The sequence below is a fragment of the Ruegeria sp. genome (genome assembly GCF_965199275.1).
Classification (GTDB): Bacteria; Pseudomonadota; Alphaproteobacteria; order Rhodobacterales; family Rhodobacteraceae; genus Ruegeria.
In genome coordinates this window covers 1-17,847 of sequence record NZ_CBDAQX010000022.1, presented here as the reverse complement: position 1 = coordinate 17,847, position 17,847 = coordinate 1, and the positions used below count along the sequence as shown (strand labels likewise).

21 protein-coding genes and 2 pseudogenes are annotated in these 17,847 nt (G+C 64.2%); 11 read left to right on the top strand and 12 right to left on the bottom strand.

Annotated features, from left to right (window positions below):
* Positions 1–9: 9 nt before the first annotated feature.
* The 8 genes from ACOERD_RS19830 to ACOERD_RS19795 all read right to left on the bottom strand — a co-directional run bounded on the left by ACOERD_RS19830 (position 10) and on the right by ACOERD_RS19795 (position 6,359).
* Positions 10–441, bottom strand: coding sequence for a phage tail terminator protein (locus ACOERD_RS19830; protein WP_419740185.1), 432 nt, complete (start codon positions 439–441; stop codon positions 10–12).
* Positions 438–1,007 carry a phage virion morphogenesis protein gene (locus tag ACOERD_RS19825; protein WP_419740184.1) on the bottom strand — a complete coding sequence of 190 codons (570 nt, stop codon included), beginning with the start codon at positions 1,005–1,007 and terminating at the stop codon, positions 438–440. Before ACOERD_RS19825 ends, ACOERD_RS19830 begins: the two co-directional genes overlap by 4 nt.
* Positions 1,004–1,444, bottom strand: a complete 441-nt coding sequence (locus ACOERD_RS19820) for a phage protein Gp36 family protein (RefSeq protein WP_419740183.1) — start codon at positions 1,442–1,444, stop codon at positions 1,004–1,006. Before ACOERD_RS19820 ends, ACOERD_RS19825 begins: the two co-directional genes overlap by 4 nt.
* Positions 1,441–1,971, bottom strand: a complete 531-nt coding sequence (locus ACOERD_RS19815) for a hypothetical protein (RefSeq protein ID WP_419740182.1) — start codon at positions 1,969–1,971, stop codon at positions 1,441–1,443. Before ACOERD_RS19815 ends, ACOERD_RS19820 begins: the two co-directional genes overlap by 4 nt.
* Before the next feature lie 12 nt (positions 1,972–1,983).
* Positions 1,984–3,039 carry a hypothetical protein gene (locus tag ACOERD_RS19810; RefSeq protein ID WP_419737933.1) on the bottom strand — a complete coding sequence of 352 codons (1,056 nt, stop codon included), beginning with the start codon at positions 3,037–3,039 and terminating at the stop codon, positions 1,984–1,986.
* Between the two features lie 57 nt (positions 3,040–3,096).
* Entirely contained in the window at positions 3,097–4,128 is a 1,032-nt protein-coding gene (locus tag ACOERD_RS19805; RefSeq protein ID WP_419737613.1) for an IS110 family transposase, read from the bottom strand.
* 246 nt (positions 4,129–4,374) lie between these two features.
* On the bottom strand, positions 4,375–4,944 hold the full coding sequence (locus tag ACOERD_RS19800; RefSeq protein WP_419740181.1) for a hypothetical protein: 570 nt from the start codon (positions 4,942–4,944) through the stop codon (positions 4,375–4,377).
* Positions 4,941–6,359 carry a hypothetical protein gene (locus ACOERD_RS19795; RefSeq protein ID WP_419740180.1) on the bottom strand — a complete coding sequence of 473 codons (1,419 nt, stop codon included), beginning with the start codon at positions 6,357–6,359 and terminating at the stop codon, positions 4,941–4,943. The genes ACOERD_RS19800 and ACOERD_RS19795 overlap by 4 nt, the downstream gene beginning before the upstream one ends.
* 192 nt (positions 6,360–6,551) lie before the next feature.
* Between ACOERD_RS19795 and ACOERD_RS19790 the strand changes: the two are divergent.
* The 4 genes and pseudogenes from ACOERD_RS19790 to ACOERD_RS19775 form a co-directional block, all read left to right on the top strand.
* Positions 6,552–6,752 (top strand): annotated as a pseudogene (locus ACOERD_RS19790) (glycosyl hydrolase 108 family protein); the annotation flags it as partial.
* Between the two features lie 136 nt (positions 6,753–6,888).
* Positions 6,889–8,631 carry an IS1634 family transposase gene (locus tag ACOERD_RS19785; RefSeq protein ID WP_419737624.1) on the top strand — a complete coding sequence of 581 codons (1,743 nt, stop codon included), beginning with the start codon at positions 6,889–6,891 and terminating at the stop codon, positions 8,629–8,631.
* 97 nt (positions 8,632–8,728) lie between these two features.
* A complete protein-coding gene (locus tag ACOERD_RS19780) occupies positions 8,729–9,265 on the top strand; it encodes a holin-associated N-acetylmuramidase (RefSeq protein ID WP_419740179.1) in 537 nt (178 codons plus the stop codon).
* Positions 9,266–9,276: 11 nt separating this feature from the next.
* Positions 9,277–9,951 (top strand): 3TM-type holin, encoded by a 675-nt coding sequence (locus ACOERD_RS19775; protein WP_419740178.1) that lies wholly within the window; start codon positions 9,277–9,279, stop codon positions 9,949–9,951.
* Between the two features lie 70 nt (positions 9,952–10,021).
* Here the strand turns inward: ACOERD_RS19775 and ACOERD_RS19770 are convergent, their stop codons facing one another.
* Positions 10,022–10,567 (bottom strand): hypothetical protein, encoded by a 546-nt coding sequence (locus tag ACOERD_RS19770; RefSeq protein WP_419740177.1) that lies wholly within the window; start codon positions 10,565–10,567, stop codon positions 10,022–10,024.
* Positions 10,568–10,728: 161 nt separating this feature from the next.
* Here ACOERD_RS19770 and ACOERD_RS19765 point away from each other — a divergent pair, with 161 nt between their 5' ends.
* Together ACOERD_RS19765 and ACOERD_RS19760 are read left to right on the top strand one after the other, a co-directional pair.
* Positions 10,729–11,910, top strand: coding sequence for an ISNCY family transposase (locus tag ACOERD_RS19765; protein WP_419737631.1), 1,182 nt, complete (start codon positions 10,729–10,731; stop codon positions 11,908–11,910).
* Positions 11,911–12,095: 185 nt separating this feature from the next.
* On the top strand, positions 12,096–12,578 hold the full coding sequence (locus ACOERD_RS19760) for a DNA adenine methylase (protein ID WP_419739073.1): 483 nt from the start codon (positions 12,096–12,098) through the stop codon (positions 12,576–12,578).
* 32 nt (positions 12,579–12,610) lie between these two features.
* Here the strand turns inward: ACOERD_RS19760 and ACOERD_RS19755 are convergent, their stop codons facing one another.
* Entirely contained in the window at positions 12,611–13,006 is a 396-nt protein-coding gene (locus ACOERD_RS19755) for a hypothetical protein (RefSeq protein ID WP_419739072.1), read from the bottom strand.
* A gap of 40 nt (positions 13,007–13,046) precedes the next feature.
* Positions 13,047–14,471, bottom strand: coding sequence for a S24 family peptidase (locus tag ACOERD_RS19750; protein WP_419740176.1), 1,425 nt, complete (start codon positions 14,469–14,471; stop codon positions 13,047–13,049).
* A 307-nt stretch (positions 14,472–14,778) separates the two neighbouring features.
* On the opposite strand from ACOERD_RS19750, the gene ACOERD_RS19745 reads away from it, so the two are divergent.
* Together ACOERD_RS19745 and ACOERD_RS19740 are read left to right on the top strand one after the other, a co-directional pair.
* The gene (locus ACOERD_RS19745) at positions 14,779–15,009 is read left to right on the top strand and encodes a hypothetical protein (protein WP_419738680.1); all 231 of its coding nucleotides are present in this window, start codon (positions 14,779–14,781) and stop codon (positions 15,007–15,009) included.
* 44 nt (positions 15,010–15,053) lie between these two features.
* Complete coding sequence (locus ACOERD_RS19740; RefSeq protein WP_419738681.1) at positions 15,054–15,335, top strand: hypothetical protein; 282 nt, start codon at positions 15,054–15,056, stop codon at positions 15,333–15,335.
* Between the two features lie 400 nt (positions 15,336–15,735).
* Here ACOERD_RS19740 and ACOERD_RS19735 read toward each other — a convergent pair whose 3' ends face one another.
* The gene (locus ACOERD_RS19735) at positions 15,736–16,005 is read right to left on the bottom strand and encodes a hypothetical protein (protein ID WP_419737805.1); all 270 of its coding nucleotides are present in this window, start codon (positions 16,003–16,005) and stop codon (positions 15,736–15,738) included.
* Between the two features lie 273 nt (positions 16,006–16,278).
* On the opposite strand from ACOERD_RS19735, the gene ACOERD_RS19730 reads away from it, so the two are divergent.
* The 3 genes and pseudogenes from ACOERD_RS19730 to ACOERD_RS19720 form a co-directional block, all read left to right on the top strand.
* Positions 16,279–17,016: a helix-turn-helix domain-containing protein gene (locus ACOERD_RS19730; protein WP_419737804.1), complete on the top strand. Its 738-nt coding sequence runs from the start codon at positions 16,279–16,281 to the stop codon at positions 17,014–17,016.
* Complete coding sequence (locus ACOERD_RS19725; protein ID WP_419737803.1) at positions 17,013–17,336, top strand: hypothetical protein; 324 nt, start codon at positions 17,013–17,015, stop codon at positions 17,334–17,336. The genes ACOERD_RS19730 and ACOERD_RS19725 overlap by 4 nt, the downstream gene beginning before the upstream one ends.
* Positions 17,333–17,847, top strand: a pseudogene (locus ACOERD_RS19720) (hypothetical protein); the annotation flags it as partial. The gene ACOERD_RS19725 and the pseudogene ACOERD_RS19720, both read left to right, overlap by 4 nt.

The following is a 17,847-nucleotide window of genomic DNA, read 5'->3' as shown; positions in this document are numbered from 1 at the left end:
ATGTGCTGTTCAGGTCTTCACCCACCAGATGAGATCAAACCCCTCCTCCCAGACCGCGCGCGACGGGGTCAGTTCCGCCAGGCGTCCCTCGCGCCAGATGAGCGGCTCTTTGGCGCCGGGCGGGCAAAACGCCGCAAGATGTGTGCGGATCGTCTCCAGGATCGGTGTCAGCTGCGATCTGGCCCTTGATCCTCCGGGATCGTTGCGCAGCGGGATTGCCACAACCACGGCCAGGCGGGTGATGATCCGGGCGGCAGCGCTCTGCCGGTTCACCGGATCGGCGCCGCTTTCGCGCAAGGTCAGCACCGCGATCACGGGTTTGCCCTTCATCTGCGGCACCCCGCGCAGGCTCTCGCAGATCTCGACACCCTCAAGCCCGCCCGCCTCGGAGAGCCGCTCCACGATGGCCCGGGGCGCCTCATGTCCCGTCACCCGGCTCATGGCAGCGCGGCCTCAAGCCAGTCCTGCATCACCCCGGCAAGGCCCGCGCGATCCTCCGCGTCGATCCCGAGAAAGGGGCGCGCGGGCAGTGTGATGCGCCGCGCGCCGATCTGCGCGATCGCAATGGGCACACTGCCCGTCTTGCGCCGGCGCGTGCTCTTGCGCGCGGCAAACCGCCCCTGCCCATCGAAGGCCAGAACCTGGGCCCGCGCGCTCTGTTCGATCTCGCCGCCGAACTGGTGAATGGCGGCGTATTCCACATTGGTGCCCACCAGCACGCCATCGGCCTCAACCGACCAGGTGATCGAGTGCTGCAAACGCCCGGTATCGGTCAGTGTCCTGCCGCCGCGCGCCCCGGCTTTTGCCCGATCGCTTTCGACCCAGGGGGTGCCGTCGGGGTCTTTCGCGGCAATGAAGCGCCGCTGCACCCCGTCGGCCAGCAGCGCCCCGATTGCGTCATGGAGATCGGCGAGATCGGACGCGTCCCCAAGCCGTTCGGCCAGAGCGCCCAGCGTGGTGCGCAGCGCGCTGCCTTCCAGCGCGATCTCGATCCGCGCCCCGCTCATCGCCCGCGCTCCGGGCAGGATGTGTCGCCAAAGCCGTCCGCGACCGGACCCTGAGGGGCCGCGATGCGCGGGGTTTGCGCCCGCCGTCTCACCGCTTTGCCGTCCGCGCGCACCAGAACGGCCTGGCCCCCGGCCAGGGCGCCAAGCTGCGCCCGCGCCCGCCGGGCGCCGTGTTTGACCGTATCGGACATCTCGTCATCATAAAGACGCGCGCGGGCCAGATCACAGGCGATGGCGCGCAAAAGCGGGTAATCGCCCTCCGGCAGGGGCAGATCATAGAGGCGGGCAAGGCGCGCATCGATCGCCGCCGCCGCATCCGCAAGCACCGCCTCAAGCCGGCCGTCATCGGGCCGGCCGTCAGCGTCCTGATCCAGAAGCTGGCCGATCTCGTCCGCGCCAAAGCGGGCGCGCAAATCCGCTGCCGCCGCGTAGCTCATGTGGTGTCTCGCCCCGTCTCTCGCCCTGTCTCTGCCCCCGTCTCCGCCCTGCCGCCTTCTGCGGCCTGCGCGGCCTCCCAGGCCGCATCGCGCTCCGCCGCGCGGATGTCGCGCAGCCCGGTGATCTGAGCCAGCGCACGGACCTCGGGCTTGCCGCCCCGCGTCCAGTGATCGGGATGGCCCGGCTCCAGGGCGGCCATCGCGCGGATCAGGGCCTCTCTGCGCTGCGCGGGCTCTGTGCGCTCCGTGGGCTCCGGGTCGGCAGGGGGAGCAGGGGCATCCGGGCCGGGCGGGCCGGGCGGGGCATCCGGGTCAGGCAGGTCGGTGTCGGCCCCCGCGCCGGGCACCACCGCATCCCCGCCCGCGATGAGCGGCTCTGCGGCGGCGCGCGGCCAGGTCACGACCGCGCCCGCCGGGTAATGCAGCCCGTCATGTTTGACTGCGCTCAAAAGCCGGATCTCGAGATCACCTTTCTGAACGGCCGGGGCGGGATGTGCGCCTGCGTTCGCAGCTTGTGTCCGTGTCATGCGCCCCTCCTCTCACGCCACCGCGTTGCGGAAGAAATACCCCGCCAGTTTCGCAACCATCGCCTCGTCGCAACTGTCGACCACGCGCACCACATAGGTGCCGCGCACCCCGATGCGCGGATCGAACCCCACCATCACCTGGCGGCCCAGATAGGGGGCGGTGAAGCCCAGGCTGGGCGGGCCTTTATAGTCGGTGTTGGGATCGCGGCGATAAAGCAGCGCGTGCTTGCCCCAGCAGCGGGCCAGGTTGGCCGCCTGGCCGGGCCGGGCGGTGTTGACCCGGGCTGAGCCGACATGGATGCGCAGCATCAACACCCGCTCCATCGCCTCGCGGCTGGCAATGCCGGAATCCCCGTCATTGGCATGGGTGGCCTTGAGCATGCGCGGATGGGTGCGCAGGGCGGCAAAGACCTCCTCGCCCATGGCGATATCGGTGGGCTTGACGATCATGCCGGTCTGCGCCGCAACGATATCCCTGAGCGGGTTGCTGTCGGCATGGGTCCATTGCGAGCTGCCCGACAGGGTGATCTTGTTGGTGTCGGGGTAATGGGCCGGATTGAACACCAGTTCCGCCACGCGCAATTCGCGCGCGATCATCAGAAGATCGGTCAGCACCATCGACGCGCGGTCGATCGGGTTCATCGCGGTGGGGGCTGTGTTGGTCACGTCATCGGCCGGGATCGCGTCATCCAGCCCGTAATCCTCCACGGACCGGGTGTCCTCGGCCGAGCTCAGATGCACCATGGCAGGCGCGGAGCGGCGCCCCACCCGGGTGGGCGGCACCGTGAAATGCTCCTCAATGGGATAGCGGTTGAACCGGTATTCGCGGCGCATCAGGGCCGCGAGGCGCGGCAGGATCAGATCGGCGATATATTCATCATTGGCATAGCCCACGGCAATGCCCGAGCGATGAAAATCCACCGGATAGGGGCTGGGCGCGGGACCGGCGGCAAAGCGCGCGCCGGGCGGCAGGTTGCCCTGACCGGGCGGGGTCGCAAAGAGCGCGGGGCCCGGAAGGCCCCCGCCCTGAATGGGCTGCCCCTGCGCGCCCCCGGCCGCAACCGGCATCAGCTACGCCGGATCGGGATGTTGAAACTGGAACATGACTGCCTCCTATGATGATTGTCAAGCAGGGCATTGATTTTGTTTGATTTTAAATTCGGCAAAATCGTCGAAGACCCAGCCGTTCTTGAGCGTGTCATAGATGATCTTGAGCAGCTTGCGGGCCGTGGCTATGATCGCCTTGCCCGCGCCACGGCGTTCCTTGATGCGCCGATAATAACTGTTGAGATATCCCGAATAGCGGATCGCGATGAGCGTACATTGCACCAGCGTGGTGCGCATGAGCTTGTTGCCGCGCTTCGTGATCCGCCCGTGATGTTCGGTTTCGTTCGAGTTACTCACCTTGGGCACGATGCCGACATAGGCGGCCAGCTTGTCCGCGTCGGAGAAGTCTTCAACCCTGCCGATCCCCGCCAGCAGGACCGCGGCAGATCGCGCACCGATCCCCTTGATGCTGGTGAGCCCCTCAAAGCCTTTCATGGCCGAGGCGGCCTCCTCGATGGCCTTGTCGATACGGTTCAGGGTCTCGGTCAGGCCGAGCGCCTGGTCCCGCAATGCCGCCAGTTCGACCTGCTCAAGCGGTGTGAAGCGGCTGAGATCCAGGTCGCGCAGGCGCTTCTTGCTGGACAACCCTTCCTTCTTCAGCTTCATGCCGTGACGGACAAACATCGCGTGGATGCCGTTCAGCAGCATGGTGCGCTGTTTGACCAGCATGTCACGCGTCCGGGTCAGCGAGGCCAGTTCGCTTTCCTGAGTGGACTTGAGCCGGGTTTCCGGCAGCATGTCCTTCGACAGGAAGAAGGCCAAAGCGCGCGCATCGTTCTTGTCGGTCTTTTTCACCGATGTGCGGATCACTTTAAACTGGCGCGGGTTGACCACAACGATCCGGCCGACACAGGGTTCCACCTCACCGCAGAACCAGGCCGTGTTGCCGGTGGCCTCGACCGCCAGTTCGTCATCCGCATCAAGGCTCTGACAGAACCGCTCAAGCGCCTGCGCGGACAGATGAAAGGTTTGGAATGTTTCCGATCCGTCCGTCTCACGCCGACAGATCGTGAAGGAATTCGTATGAAGATCGACACCTATGTAAGCCATGGCTATACTCCCTGCTCAAGGAGGCGGAGCCCCCAATGGGGCGTGAACGGCCAAACCAAGCTCCTATGCAGGATCACCGGCCAAAACCGGGCCCTATGGGGGCTGTTCGGAAACAGGCGAAAGCTAAGCTCCTCAACAGGGTCACAATGCCCTAAGACACAATTCAGCCTGAGACCTATCCGCCTCCCCGAATCCTCTAACAGATTCAGGGCGTTTGGCCGATCACAAATCATTCATACCCCCTCCTCAGATCTGTTGCGGCACGATCAGAACCCGGATCAGGTCCCCCGGCGCGTGCGCGGCTTGCAGGGCGATGCCCACCGCATGCGCGCGGGCCTGCCAGCTCACCAGAAGCCGGTCCCCGGTGGTCGCCACCGATATGCTCAGGCCCGCATCATCCGTGAGGGTGGCCTGGCCCAGGCGGTCGGCATAGCCGTCTGCCAGTTCGATCACACCGACAAGCCTGTCAGAGGCCCCCAGACCCGGGACCGCAAGGGCTGCATTCGCCGCACCCCCGTCCACGACACGCTGATGCAGACCGCCGCGCGGGGCGCGAATGCCCCGGCCTTTCGCATCGCCGCTCACCAGGGTGCCGGCGCTGAACGCGCCCCCCGCCTCCAGCATCGCAATGCCCGCAAGATGAATGTCCACCGCCCCGCCGGTCCTGGCGCCAAGATCGGCGCTGATCCCGAGCGGCAGGAAGCCCGGACCTGCCGCCTGAACCGCTTCCGCGTCGGGATCGGTGATCCGGCAGACCCGGCGCGCGGCAACACCGGCACCGGCCTTGAAGCTCTTTGTGAGCAGATACTCCATCATTGCGCCGTCTCCCCGTTTGCGGCCCGGTGGATCGCTGTGGGCAGATCAAGCGCACCGCTCTTGTCCGCCGCCATCAGCGCCCGCGCCCGGTTGGCCAGATCCTGGGTGGCCGCCGTGAACTGTGCCTCCGGTGAAACCTGTGCACCCGGCCCGCCCACCTGCGCGAATGCGGGGGCAGGGACATGCGCGGGGTGCAGGGCTGTGCCCTGCCCCAGCGGCACCCGTTGCGGCAGGGCCGAGATCAGCCCATCCAGCACCTGGGACGGGCTGAGCGCCATCGGCCGCCCGTCCACACCCGCCATAGTGATCTGGCCGCCGCCCTGATCGAGCGCGCAGAACAGCGCCGCATAGGCCTGCGCTTCCGCCGGCAATACACGCCCGGCCTGCACATGCGCCGCCACACGCGCGCTTGCGCCCCGCTCGCGATCCATGCCTTCGCGCGCCAGGCGTTCGGCCGCGATCTGCTGGCGCTCGGCAAAAAGCAGCTGGCGTTCCGAGGCCAGCTCGGCCACTTCCGCCGCATCCCGGGTCTGGGGCCCCGTCACACCACTGGCCCCCGGCGGCAGCGCCCCGGCGGGCGGCGCGGCCGCAAAAAGCGGCGGGACCGCACCCTGCGGCTGTGAGACAGGCACAAACTGTAGAGCCGGCTGCCGGGCTTGCTGAGGGGTTTGTTGGGGGAGCTGGGCCGCCTGCACCGCAAATTGCGGCGCCACATCCTGTGAAAGGGGATGGGCCTCAAGCGCACCACCCGGCTGTGCTGGCATCTGTCCTGCGGGCTGTACTTGCATCTGTTCTGCAGGCTGGGCCGTGAACCGGGCCGCCCCCGGGTCCATCACGGGCTGCATCACGGGGCTGGGTTGCGCGTCAAGCGGCAGGGCCGCAGCCTGCGGCGGCACCCTTGCGCTGGTGAAAACGGGTTGGTTCATCACACCCTCCGGTTGGGGACAGGAAAAGACAAGCACGCCATCGGCGCGCGCGGAAAACTGCGAAGGTGACAGACCTTCAATGGCCGGGCGCGATGCGCCCAGAAAGCCCAGATGCCGCAGGCGCCAGCCCGTGGACAGGGGCGCAAGCGCCACCGAGCGCGGCCCATAACGCCCCGCCTCCACCGCCGCCCGAAACCCCGCATCCAGGCGGCTCAGACGCGCCTGCAGACGATCGCCTGTCACCCGCAACCCGCTGACCCAGCCCATGGCAGGCCCGTCCGTGTCCGGATGGCCCAGCACCACAGGGGCCGGGTCGGCCCCGGCATAATCACCCACGATCGCGGCCAGATCGCCTTGCGTCCAGGTCGCGCGCCGCCCATGGGCATCGGTATGGGTGCCCGCCCGGAAAATATCGATCCACCCGTCCAGCGCGGAAAAGGCGGCAGAGGCAGCGGATGGGGCTGCGGCAGGGGCGGCGGAAACTCTCATGAGGCCCAGGCTATCAGCCACAGCCCTGCGCGTCAGCGGACCATGGTCCGCTGACGCAAGAGCCCAAACCGCGCTACCCTGAAGCGCAGACACATATACCCCGAGCGCGCCCGCCGACAGGCGCGACCATATCGGGGGGGGGGGCCGCTCGCGGCGGGGCGGCCCCTCCCTCCCATGTGACGAAAGCGCGCCATGCAACACCCGGAGCAACACCCGGAGCAGACCCCTGAGGCCATCGCCCGCGAGATCGTGGCCCGCGAGGGCGGCTATGTGGATGACCCGGACGATCCCGGCGGGCCCACCAAATGGGGCGTGACGATCCACACCATGCGCACCCTCATGCTTGATCTTGACGGCGACGGCGATGTGGATGGCGAAGATGTCAGGTGCCTCCTGACTTCCGACCTTTTTGTTGATCTGACTGGGTTTTTGGTTTGTTTTCAGGTGTGGTTGCTCAGAGGCGCGTTGTAGTGCCCCATTATTATAAAAAGTATTGACATGGGCCTTCAGATGGCTAACCTCTTCGCCCATGTTCATCCGCACCAAACATGACGCAAAGCTCAACCGCACACGGATCCAGATCGTTGAATCCGTCCGCACCGGCTCCAAGGTACGCCAGAAGATCCTGCGCCATGTGGGTGTGGCCCATAACGACAGCGAGATTGAGGATATCAAGCGTCTGGCGGGCCGCTTGATGGAGCAATTACGCATTGATCGCTCGCCGCAAATGGAACTGTTCACGCCCACGGAATATGCCGATCTGCAGGCGCTGGTGCGCCGCGCTCCGCGGCCGGACAAGCTTGGCGTTGATCTTGCCGAGTGCCGTGAGGAGGCGCGGGTCTCTCTGGGTCTGCGGGATGTCATGGGGACGATGTATGACCAACTGGGTTGGGGGGCCCTTCTGGGGGCGGCGCGTAAAAGTGCCAATCGCATTGTGAAAGAGCTGGTTATGGCGCGGATCGCACAGCCCGAGAGCAAGCGCGCGACCGTGGAGGCGTTGGAGAACCAGGCAGGCATCACGCTCAATCTGGACGTGGTCTATCGGAGCATGGATTACATCAATACGCCGGTGATAGACGGGATTTGCAAAACCTCTCACGCGGCGGCAGAGAAGTTGCTGGGCGGGCCAGTGACCGTGCTGTTCTACGATTGCACGACCCTGGCCTTTGACACCGAGCGCGAGGACCCGGCCGAGGATGCGGACGGGGTCGAGCAGGATCATCTTCTGGCCAAGGGCTTCAGCAAGGATGGCAAGCATCACCGCGCTCAGGTCATGCTGGCGCTGATCGTCACCTCCGATGGGCTGCCTGTGGGCTATGAACTCTTCCCGGGAAACACCTGGGAAGGTCATACGCTGGAAGCTGCGCTGAAGGCGTTGGAGGGACGCTTCGACGTGGCCAGGGTCACGTTCGTGGCCGATGCCGCCATGCTCAGCAAGGACAACCAGCAGATGTTGCAGAACAAGGGTCTGCCCTACATCCTCGGCTATCGCATGAAGTCCGCCCCGGCCGCCGTGAAGGCGAACATTTTGAGCCCGGAGGGACGCCAGCCTTGGGCTGGACACGGTTCTGAAGAGGCAACCGAGAAGGGCTGGTACAAGGTGATCGACCAGGAGGGAGCGCGGGTCATTGTGACCTGGTCACCCACCCGGGCACGCAATGATGCCCACAAGCGCGACAAGGCAATCGAAAAGCTGCACAAGAAGCTCAAGCGCTCTCGCAAACCCGGCAGCTTCAGCAGCCGGGGATATGGCCGCTTCCTGGCCTTCCCCGACAGCGGGGACGTCACGCTGGATGATGCAAAGATCAAGGCAGCGGCACAATGGGACGGGCTGCATGCCATTGTTGTTCATGGTGCGGACGAACTGGAGGCACAGGACGTCATTGCCCGCTATCACCAGTTGTGGGAGATCGAAGCCTGCTTCCGCACCAACAAGCACGATCTGAAAATCCGGCCCATCTATCACTGGTCGCCGCGTCGGGTCCGGGCCCATATCGCCATCTGCTACATGGCCTTCTGCTGCCTGCAGCACCTGCGCAAGCATCTGGACCTGCTCGGACACCCGATGAGCCCGGCTCGTATCCGCAACGAGTTGAACGCATTGCAGCTCTCGATCCTGCGCCACAAAGGCACCCCTGACCGCTACGGCATGCCAAGCCATGCCACGGTCGATGCCAGACGCATCCTCACCTGCGTCGGCCTGACCTGGAACGAAGCCCCTTTCAAGATACCCCCCGGGCGCACCCGAAAAACTGGCCAGACCAAAGCCTGAGCTCCCTCAACACTCCGAAACAATCGCTGGCGAAAAAAGTCCGTGTAGTGCCTTTTGGCAACCAAGGCATAATAATATCAATGACTTATACGAAAAAATGTCGGAAGTCAGGAAATGGGGCGTGACGATCCACACCATGCGCACCCTCATGCTTGATCTTGACGGCGACGGCGATGTGGATGGCGAAGATGTCAGGTGCCTCACCCAGGAGATGGCCGTCGATATCTTCCTGCGGCACTATTTTCGCGCGCCCCGCATCGACTGGCTGCCGCAGGCGCTGCACGCCAGCGTCTTCGACATGCAGGTCAACGCGGGCTCAAACGCCATCAAGATCCTCCAGCGCCTGCTGCGGCTCTGCGGCCAGGACGTCAGCGTCGATGGCGCCATCGGACCCCAGACCGCGCGGGCAGCAGACGCGCTGGCCGCACAGGGCGCGCCTCTGGCGGACGCCTATGGCATCGCCCGGCGCGATTATTACTTCCGCCTCGCCGAGCGCCGGGCGCAGTTCCGCAAATACGTGCGCCGCCGCGATGGCGGCAAGGGCGGCTGGATCCGCCGCGCGGAAGACTTCATCGCCCCGCGCTTCCATCTCTCGCAGCGCCAGTTCGAAACCCGCATTGCCACCTGGACCTGAGGAGGCCCCACATGTTCCTGCGCATCCTCTCCGGCCTCTTCGGCGGCACCCGCAATGTCGCCACCGAGGTGATCGAAACCTTCCGCCCCAATGCGGAAAGTTCCGCACAGCGCGCCGCCGATGCCAAAGCCGCCGCCCTGGCGCAGTTTGCCGCCGAGTTCGCAAGCCCGCCCGCCGGAGCCTTCGACCGCGTCGTCAACGCGCTCAACCGCCTGCCACGCCCGGTCATGGCGCTCGGCACCATCGCGCTTTTTGCCTTCGCCATGTGGGACCCCCAGGGCTTTGCCATCCGCATGACCGCGCTCGAGCTTGTTCCCGACAATCTCTGGATCATCCTGGGCATGATCATGAGCTTTTATTTCGGGGCGCGCACTTTTGAGAAAATGCGCAGGTCCCGCCCGCCAAAAGACGTCGCCCGCACCCTCAAGACCATGGCCGCCATCGAAGGGCTGAGACCGGCTCAGGATCGTCCATCGGGCGAAACGGCATCAGGGGAAGCGGCAGGGGAAACAGGCGCGCATCACGGCACCCCGGCAGAGCCCGAAGGCCACGACATGTCAGCGGGCGCGGGTGCCGAACCGCGCGTACCCGGCACCGGGGCAGGCACCGCCAGGCGCGAGGCCCAACAGCCCCGCAAAACCACAGGCAATGCCGCCCTTGATGAATGGCTGGCCGGAACGGCGTGAGAAGACACGATTGAGGCGGCCGACCGGTTCCTCGATGTCCGAGCGGCGGTCTGTGATCTCGACGTGAAAATCAACTGTCCGATTCAGAAATGTGCGAACTGCTTTGTTCACTTTGCAGATCTGGAGCGGACCTTTCCTGTTCGACAGCGTCCATGGATAGCAATGAAAATGCTTCCAGCGCGATAACATCCTGTACTGTCTCGATATCCGTGCCGTTTTGATATGCAGTTTCCTTGATCGCCAATTCAGTTTCGCGCGGCGGCTCCCATTCCAACTTCACATAATCGAAGCACATTTGCTGAACGTCGTAGTTCGTCATTTCCTCCGTGATTTTGTCGCGGAGTTCGCCGAGAAGTTTGGTTGCGATCACGCTTGCCTCAATCTCCTTGAAAAGCCTCTCGCCAAATGGCGTCAACTGCAAAGGGCTTCCCGGTGCCACCCCTCGCGGCGGCGGCAGCCGTGACAGAATGTTGTCCAGCTTATCCCTGACCTCCGCCATAAAGGCTTTGAAGGACTTGCGGTCTGCATTCACGGAGCCGATCCATATGCCCGCGCCGCAAAGGAAGGCCAGTAATGTAACGCTGACAGCTATCCATGTCGGATCAAAATCGCCCATCAATTTCTCCTTCCGATTCAGATTCCCCCACGTTTACAGCTTATGTCCCCGTGAATCTCACCGCAACCATCGCCCGAAGGGGCTGTCGCTAACACGCGATATGTCCGGTGTATGTAACATGCGATCTGTCCGGTTCTATTCTGTCTCTGAGAGGAGGCGTTATGAACCGAGCAGAAGTGTTACAGGAAGTTCGACTGATGAAGTTTGAAGATGTGTATTCGCGGCGAAGCGCGAACAAGCTGACGCAAGAACAGGCGGCTGAGATACTGGGTGTATCCGTGCGCACCGTCAGGCGTTGGGAGGATCGATTTGAGGCGGATGGTGCAGAAGGTCTGTACGACCGTCGGCTTGGCAAACTGGCCAACAATCGTGTTGCCACGGATAAGGTCATGGAGATGCTTGAACTGTTTGATACCAAGTACTGGGATTACACGCCGAAGCATTTCCACGAGAAGCTGGTGGCCCACCATGGTTTCACACAGAGCTACAACTGGGTGCGGCTTACACTGCAGCGCCACGGCCGGGTTCAGGCAGCACCCCGACGAGGTGCCCATCGGCGCAAGCGGCCCCGCCGTCCGATGGTTGGCATGATGTTGCATCAGGACGGCTCCAGCCATGAATGGGTTCCGGGTCAGTGGTGGGATCTGATCGTCACCATGGACGATGCCACCAACCGGGTTTATTCGGCATTCTTTGTCGAGGAAGAAGGGACGATGAGCAGTTTTCAGGGGCTGACAGAGGTGATCGAGGCGCAAGGTCTGTTTTGCTCGCTCTATGCCGATCGGGGCTCTCATTACTGGCATACGCCCGAAGCGGGCGGCAAAGTGGACAAGGACAATCTGACCCAGGTCGGGCGCGCCTTGCAGCAACTCGGCATTGAGCTGATCCCGGCCTATTCACCGCAGGCCCGTGGACGGTCTGAACGCATGTTTGGCACGTTCCAGAACCGATTGCCGCAGGAACTGCGGTCCCATGGGATCACAACCATTGAAGAGGCCAATCAGTTCCTGAAAGAGGTCTATCTTCCCGAACACAATGCCCTGTTTGCAAAGGAGCCGGAGGATACGACCTCGGCCTTCGTGCCGTTTACAGGCAATGTGCGCGACACCCTGTGTGTGCAGGAAGACCGCGTCGTCGGCAACGACAATACGGTGCGCTACAAGGGCCTGGTCATGCAGATCGCGGCAGACAGGCACCGTCATCATTTCGTCAAGGCGAAGGTCAGGGTCCACGAATACCCCGATGGTCAACTGGTCATCTTCCACGGCCCGAGATGCATTGGCCGCTACCAGCCTGACGGATCACCCATCACACAGGAGGATAGCAAACACAAAGTCGCGTGACCCGCTTCGACGTGGCGCGAACGCGGTGGCCCAAATCTACGGTCGCCTACGGCTCCCTCCGAATTGGGCCACCGCGCAATCAACTGAAGCGGACAATTGGCATGTTACCTACACCGGACAATTCAGAATGTTCTCGACACCATCGCCCGAAGGGGCCAACACTTCGCCGTGAATGTCAGCGGACCATGGTCCGCTGCAAGACGGGCGGCGCGCGCTTTCTCTACCTGCAGCGCACAAGCTTTGGCGGCAAGGTCACCGGGCGCAGCTTCGGGGTCAGCAAGGAGCGGCCCGCGCGCTTCAACCTCACAACGCTGGAGCCCCTGCTGGAAGACCTGCACACCCGCCTGGCAGGGGTCGTGATCGAATGCCTGGACTGGGAGGCCTTCATTGCCCGCTATGACGCGCCGGGCACGCTCTTCTATCTCGACCCGCCCTACCTGGGCCATGAGGGCGATTATGGCCCGCACATGTTCGCGCGCGCCGATTTTGCGCGCATGGCGGAATTGCTGAAAGGCATCAAGGGAAGGTTCATCCTGTCGATCAATGACCGGGCAGAGATCCGCGAGATCTTCGCATGGGCCGATTGCGAAGAGGTCGAGACGCGCTATTCGGCCAATGCAAAGGCCAGCAAGCGGGTCAGCGAGTTGCTGATCTCAGGCGGCGGGTGAGGCACTGCTGGAGTTCAAGCCATTGATGAAGGCTAATTCGCGCGGCACTCAAGACGCCATTGATACTTGCAACCGCCCGCACCATCGTCTGTGTCGTCGAGAAATATCTGCGTCCACGGGCCTTTTGCAGACGATGTGCTCCACCCGCTACAAGTTTCCGCTTCCGGATATTGAGGCTTGCACTGATTTGGTGATTTAGCCACCTCCCGAAAACACACCCTGCAAGCCTCAAGCTTCGGTGCGATCTTTTTGTCGAAATCGCTGATGACCTGTTTCATCTCTCGATCAGATACCGCGCCCAGGGCTTCAGCCATTTTGCCGTTGGACAACAAATTTGCGGCGGCGGTGAGCAGCCCAATAAACACCGTTGCCAATACTGCACTTATCGCGCCGTTAATAGCGCCGTTAATAATTCGGTTGCTGTCCATATCTCCATCCTCATCACTGATTCGCCGTTTGATCCTATCATCACCCCCCCACCACAACGGCCTTCTCCGGCCCGAACCAGATCACCCGGCCCAGGATATGGTCCCCCGGCCCGACCGGGCGCGGCGGGTAGCCCTCAGGGTTGTCGCTGGTCATGATCCATTCCCCCGTGCCCCCGTGCCCCTTCTGTCTGAGCCGCTTGACCACAAGACCGGTCTCGGTGCGGATTACGAAAGCCGTGCCCTCGCGCGCCTCCCGGTCGCCGTGATCGATCACCAGGATATCGCCCGAGCGAATCGTGGGGTGCATTGATGTGCCCTCGGCGCGGAGCGCAATGGCGCGCTCGGGCTTCAGGCCCGGTGGCAGGGCCTCGCTCGGAATGCTTAAGTTCATTTCCGTTTCCTCGAACACCTCTTCGCCCGCACCCGCCGCCGCGCGCACGTCGCCGGCAAAGGGCAGACTGATTCGGGTCTCGTCCTCGTCCGGTGCGGGCGGCAGGCGGGCGGCAAGCGCATCCAGCTTGGCTTCCAGATCGTCCTTCAGGGACCGCGTCTCGGACTTGAGCGTGCGCGCCACCTTCCGCTCCAGCGCCGCCACGGGCGTGGCATGGGCCGTGCCCCGGGTGGCAATCTTTGCCTCCATCGCTTTCAGCACCGCATCCGCGCTTGCGCCCTCGGGCAGGCCCAGCATGTCGGTGATCGCCTTCGGCACCCGCTCCACAGGGGCGACATTTGATCCCTCGGGTGGCGCGGCGGGGGCAGGCGCTTTCGGGTCGGGGATATATTCGGCCCCTTCCGTACCCGGCTTGCCCCGGAACACCGCCACCACCGGGTAGACCTCGCGGATGCCCGCCGGCAGCCGCTCCTCGTCAAAGCTCTGCTGCTCGCCGTCGCGTTTGGGCAGCCAGCCCCGGAGTTTGAGGGAACCGGTTTCTGTCTTTTCCACCAGACGCTTGATCGCCGCGCGCCCCTGAAAATCCAGTATCCAGACCCGGTCCCCGTCCCGCACCTCACGGCCCGGCGAAACAAGACACACGCAGCCCCCGTCGATGCCTTCGGGGATCATCGACTGCCCCGTGGCCGAAACCCAGAAAGCGTCATCGTCCATGATATCCTCCGGTCTGGGCAGGGGGTCGCGCAAGGGCTGGCTCTTCGACCAGCCCTGCACCGAGCAGGTGGCCAGCCCCCGGTGCGGCAGGGTCGCATTGGTGAAGGCGCTCCAGTTCGGCACGCGCGGCGATTCGACAGGCGCGCCATCGCGCGGCGGGCCGATGTAGAACTCGAGGCCAAGGGCGCGGCAGAGATTAATGAGCGTAAGCCCTCTTGGATCAACCCCCCGCTTTATGTTTTTAACTGCTGCATCGTGACCAACGGCTTCTAATGAAACATCGCGGGCAGAGCGACCGCTCGCGGCCAGTGCTTCAAATACGGGATTCAAATAGGTCATATCTACCCTATTCGTCATCATCTAAGTTGACACAAGGACATATTTACCCCATTAGGTGGGGTATGAATGTCCTAGACGCAAAACTCGTCATCCTTGCGCGCACCTACGCCAAAGCCCGCAATATCGGCTTGTGGCGGGCTGGGCATCTTGCTGCTGGTCGGGGCTCTTTCTTCGTGGACCTCGCTTCGGGAAAGCGGACCTGTACGACCGGTCTCCACATCCGCGTCACCCAATGGTTTTCCGACCACTGGCCTTCGGACCTTGACTGGCCCTCTGACATCCCGCGCCCGACACCGACGCCGGGCTCGCCTGCTGCGGAGGCGGCTGCATGAGCGGGCGCTGCGATCACTGCGGCGGCGGCCCTGCGGGCGTCTACGAGCTGGCGCTGATCCGGGTGGATGATCACCTGATGGAGCCCGACGCCGTGGCCTGCGCGCGCATGACAGCACTTTGCGCACCGTGCCGGGACGCGCTGGCCACCCGCGTGGCGGGCCTCTTGCCGGTCTGGGAGGGCGGCGGGGACGGCACGCCCGGGCCGCAAGCGGAGGGCCTGTCATGATCTCCCCCACGCCCGCCTCACGCTATGAACAAGGACCGGACTGCATGATCACCACACTCTTCGACAGGCAACAATACATCTGTGGCGTGGATGTTCTGGCAACCCGGAAAGACCCGGTGGAACGCCTTGCGACCCGCAAGGTCATCGCCGCCTTTGCCACCGCATCTTCGGACCTTGGCGTGTTCTGGATTGAGTACGATCTCTCCGGGGCGGGTATCGAGATAAACGACTATGATCGTGCGTTCATTCGCCGGATCGCGGGTTTGCCCACTGCTCAATCGTCCCGCGATCCTGATCCTCATTCCGGCCCGGGGGCAGCAGCTTAATGGCGTCATCAACAGAAATCGCGCCCGAAAGCAGGCCTGCCCTGACCACAGCCATGAGGGGGCGCATAATGCTCATGATCGTTTCAAAATCCCGATTGCCGGCCTCACTTATACGCCGGTCGATCTCCGTCATTAACATGTATTTTTCCGCATCCATTTATCTCTCCATCGGTTGGTTTGCATCTCCGATGGAACCGGCGGCGGGACCAGGCGTTACGCCCGGTCCTGCCAAAGCGGAGGGTCTGTCATGATCCGCCCGCCCGACACCCCTGCAGCAACGAGGTAACGGCCATGCATAACCATCCTACTCCGAATCTTGACGAGATTGCCGATCCGGCTGATCGGCTGATCAATGTGCTCGTCGACGAGATGGATTGCAGGGGGCCGATCGCCGCCGCGCTCAGGGTGACGTTTTCTCGCCGCCAGAAACAAGATCACGAATTTGATCAATGAGGCTGATCGTGACCCTCATCTCCAGTTCATCCCAGGCGTCTTCGGGGCTGACGCTCCGAATGGTGCGCTCCATATCGTTGAGTTTTTCCGCAAATACCTCCGCTGATAGCGCGCCGCTGTCGATCAGGGAGGCAATCAGCGCGATCAGTAAATGGTGTGTGCTTCGGGCTGAGCGGCTTGCGACCTTGGCGATTATTTCGGCGTTATCTGGATCCATCTTTTCCTCCATCGGTTGGTTTGCATCTCCGATGGTACCGGCGGCGGGGGAGGGCGTCACGCCTGACCCGGCCGCCACCCCTGACCGGTTACTCCCTGGCTCTGCGCGCCCGCCTGTAGCGCGCAGCACCTGCCCCCACGGCCCTGTCCGTGGAGGCCTTCTTGCCCGGCTCGTCCGCGCCCTGGACGATCACTGGCTGAGCGATCTCATTGGCGCGGTCTCGCTGTTCGGGGCACTCTGGGTTCTGCTGGTGCTTGCCTGGGCGGTGAGCCCATGAGCGCCGCCTCCGATTTCCGGCAATTGCGCCGCGCCCTTGCGGAGGCGGGCCGGTCGATCGGCCCGGCCGAACCCTGCGGCCGCATGGATGCCCGCACCGCCAAAGCCACCTTGGGCGGACTGCGCAAGGCGGCGGCCCTTGGCGCAGAGCTTGAAGCCTGCGGCGCGATGGCCCGCGCAGAGGCGGCGCTCACCGGCGTGATGGCGTTTGAGACGGGCGACAGGATCGGGCGCGAGGCGGACGACAAGACCGCCCCCGAAACACTCCCCGAGATAACCCCGGAAACATCCCCTGCGACGGGGCACGCACCCGTCCCGCAAAGCGACACACCGCCCCTTTCGCGCGCGGAGCTGCGCGCCCTGCTCAGCGAGCTTGCGCCGCTGCCGCATCTGCCGGGCGGGCAGGACCGCGCGCTGGCGCGGATTGTCCTGGTGAGCGCCCATGTGGCCGGGCTGGAGGCGGATGCGCTGCGCGGGGGTTTCAAGGATCGGGAGGTTGCACAGGCGCGGCAGATGGCCATGTGCCTGTGCGCTGCCCTCACGCAAGCCACGTATGGGCGCATCGGTGCGGCCCTTGGCGGGCGCGATCATAAGGCGGTGACCCGTGGCATTGCCCGGGCGCAGGCGCGCATCGAGGCCTGTGATGGGGCGGCGCTGATGGTGGCGGAGGTGCTTGCGCATCTCAACGAGACCCCTGCGGGTGGCGGTGCGCCCTGTGGGGGAGGGCGCTCATGATGCATGCGGCGCGCCTCTCCCGCTCCCCGCGCCTGCAGCGCCTGCACGCGTTTTTGCGCGACGGGCGGGAGCACTCGACGCGCGAGATCGTGACGGGGGCGGATGTCTGCGCCGTGAATGCGGCCGTGGCGGAATTGCGCGCCAACGGCGCGGAGATTGCCTGCCGCCAGGGTATCGATCCGATGACGATGGAGCGCATCTTTCTCTACCGGCTTGTGAGGCCGGTCCCGCCACCGGCTCAAGGGGCGCCCGAACGCGCCCCCGTGTTGCCGGAACCCGAAGATCAGCAAGGCCACACTGGAAAAGAGGACGCGCAATGATTGAGCCCCGCGAACAGATAGAGGCGCGCCTTGATGCCGAATGGGAAGAGAAGGGTCTTTCGATTGTGGCGCGCGAAAGGGCGTTCGACCGTGGCCTTGACGGCATTGCCTGGGAGATGGGTGACTGGGTTGCCGAGCGCCCGACGGCCTATGGCGACATGACGCGGCTGGCGGAAAAGCTGGACGTGCCTTTGGGCACATTGAAGAACCGCGCCTCGGTGGCGCGGCGGATCGAACCGTCCCGACGCCGGGACGAACTGAGCTGGTCGCATCATGCCGAAGTGGCGGGGCTGGAGCCGGAAGAGGGCGACGCGGTTCTGGCCGAGGCCTCGCTTTACAACTGGTCCGTGGACCGGCTGCGCGGCGTGATGGCGGAGCGCTCCGCAAGGGGCCGTGCCGAGCGTGAAAACGCGCGACTGAAGGCGGAGATCGAGGCGCTGAAGGCCGAGCGGGCGGGGCCCGATGCGGCGCGGCGCGTGGTTGATGGTGTGCGCGCCGATATCGAGGCAGG

Bases quoted from the DNA above. Each gene is read 5' to 3' on its own strand.
- ACOERD_RS19830 (WP_419740185.1), bottom strand. From the start codon at position 441: ATGAGCCGGGTGACGGGACATGAGGCGCCCCGGGCCATCGTGGAGCGG.
- ACOERD_RS19825 (WP_419740184.1), bottom strand. From the start codon at position 1,007: ATGAGCGGGGCGCGGATCGAGATCGCGCTGGAAGGCAGCGCGCTGCGC.
- ACOERD_RS19820 (WP_419740183.1), bottom strand. From the start codon at position 1,444: ATGAGCTACGCGGCGGCAGCGGATTTGCGCGCCCGCTTTGGCGCGGAC.
- ACOERD_RS19815 (WP_419740182.1), bottom strand. From the start codon at position 1,971: ATGACACGGACACAAGCTGCGAACGCAGGCGCACATCCCGCCCCGGCC.
- ACOERD_RS19810 (WP_419737933.1), bottom strand. From the start codon at position 3,039: ATGCCGGTTGCGGCCGGGGGCGCGCAGGGGCAGCCCATTCAGGGCGGG.
- ACOERD_RS19805 (WP_419737613.1), bottom strand. From the start codon at position 4,128: ATGGCTTACATAGGTGTCGATCTTCATACGAATTCCTTCACGATCTGT.
- ACOERD_RS19800 (WP_419740181.1), bottom strand. From the start codon at position 4,944: ATGATGGAGTATCTGCTCACAAAGAGCTTCAAGGCCGGTGCCGGTGTT.
- ACOERD_RS19795 (WP_419740180.1), bottom strand. From the start codon at position 6,359: ATGAGAGTTTCCGCCGCCCCTGCCGCAGCCCCATCCGCTGCCTCTGCC.
- ACOERD_RS19785 (WP_419737624.1), top strand. From the start codon at position 6,889: ATGTTCATCCGCACCAAACATGACGCAAAGCTCAACCGCACACGGATC.
- ACOERD_RS19780 (WP_419740179.1), top strand. From the start codon at position 8,729: ATGTCGGAAGTCAGGAAATGGGGCGTGACGATCCACACCATGCGCACC.
- ACOERD_RS19775 (WP_419740178.1), top strand. From the start codon at position 9,277: ATGTTCCTGCGCATCCTCTCCGGCCTCTTCGGCGGCACCCGCAATGTC.
- ACOERD_RS19770 (WP_419740177.1), bottom strand. From the start codon at position 10,567: ATGGGCGATTTTGATCCGACATGGATAGCTGTCAGCGTTACATTACTG.
- ACOERD_RS19765 (WP_419737631.1), top strand. From the start codon at position 10,729: ATGAACCGAGCAGAAGTGTTACAGGAAGTTCGACTGATGAAGTTTGAA.
- ACOERD_RS19760 (WP_419739073.1), top strand. From the start codon at position 12,096: ATGGTCCGCTGCAAGACGGGCGGCGCGCGCTTTCTCTACCTGCAGCGC.
- ACOERD_RS19755 (WP_419739072.1), bottom strand. From the start codon at position 13,006: ATGGACAGCAACCGAATTATTAACGGCGCTATTAACGGCGCGATAAGT.
- ACOERD_RS19750 (WP_419740176.1), bottom strand. From the start codon at position 14,471: ATGATGACGAATAGGGTAGATATGACCTATTTGAATCCCGTATTTGAA.
- ACOERD_RS19745 (WP_419738680.1), top strand. From the start codon at position 14,779: ATGAGCGGGCGCTGCGATCACTGCGGCGGCGGCCCTGCGGGCGTCTAC.
- ACOERD_RS19740 (WP_419738681.1), top strand. From the start codon at position 15,054: ATGATCACCACACTCTTCGACAGGCAACAATACATCTGTGGCGTGGAT.
- ACOERD_RS19735 (WP_419737805.1), bottom strand. From the start codon at position 16,005: ATGGATCCAGATAACGCCGAAATAATCGCCAAGGTCGCAAGCCGCTCA.
- ACOERD_RS19730 (WP_419737804.1), top strand. From the start codon at position 16,279: ATGAGCGCCGCCTCCGATTTCCGGCAATTGCGCCGCGCCCTTGCGGAG.
- ACOERD_RS19725 (WP_419737803.1), top strand. From the start codon at position 17,013: ATGATGCATGCGGCGCGCCTCTCCCGCTCCCCGCGCCTGCAGCGCCTG.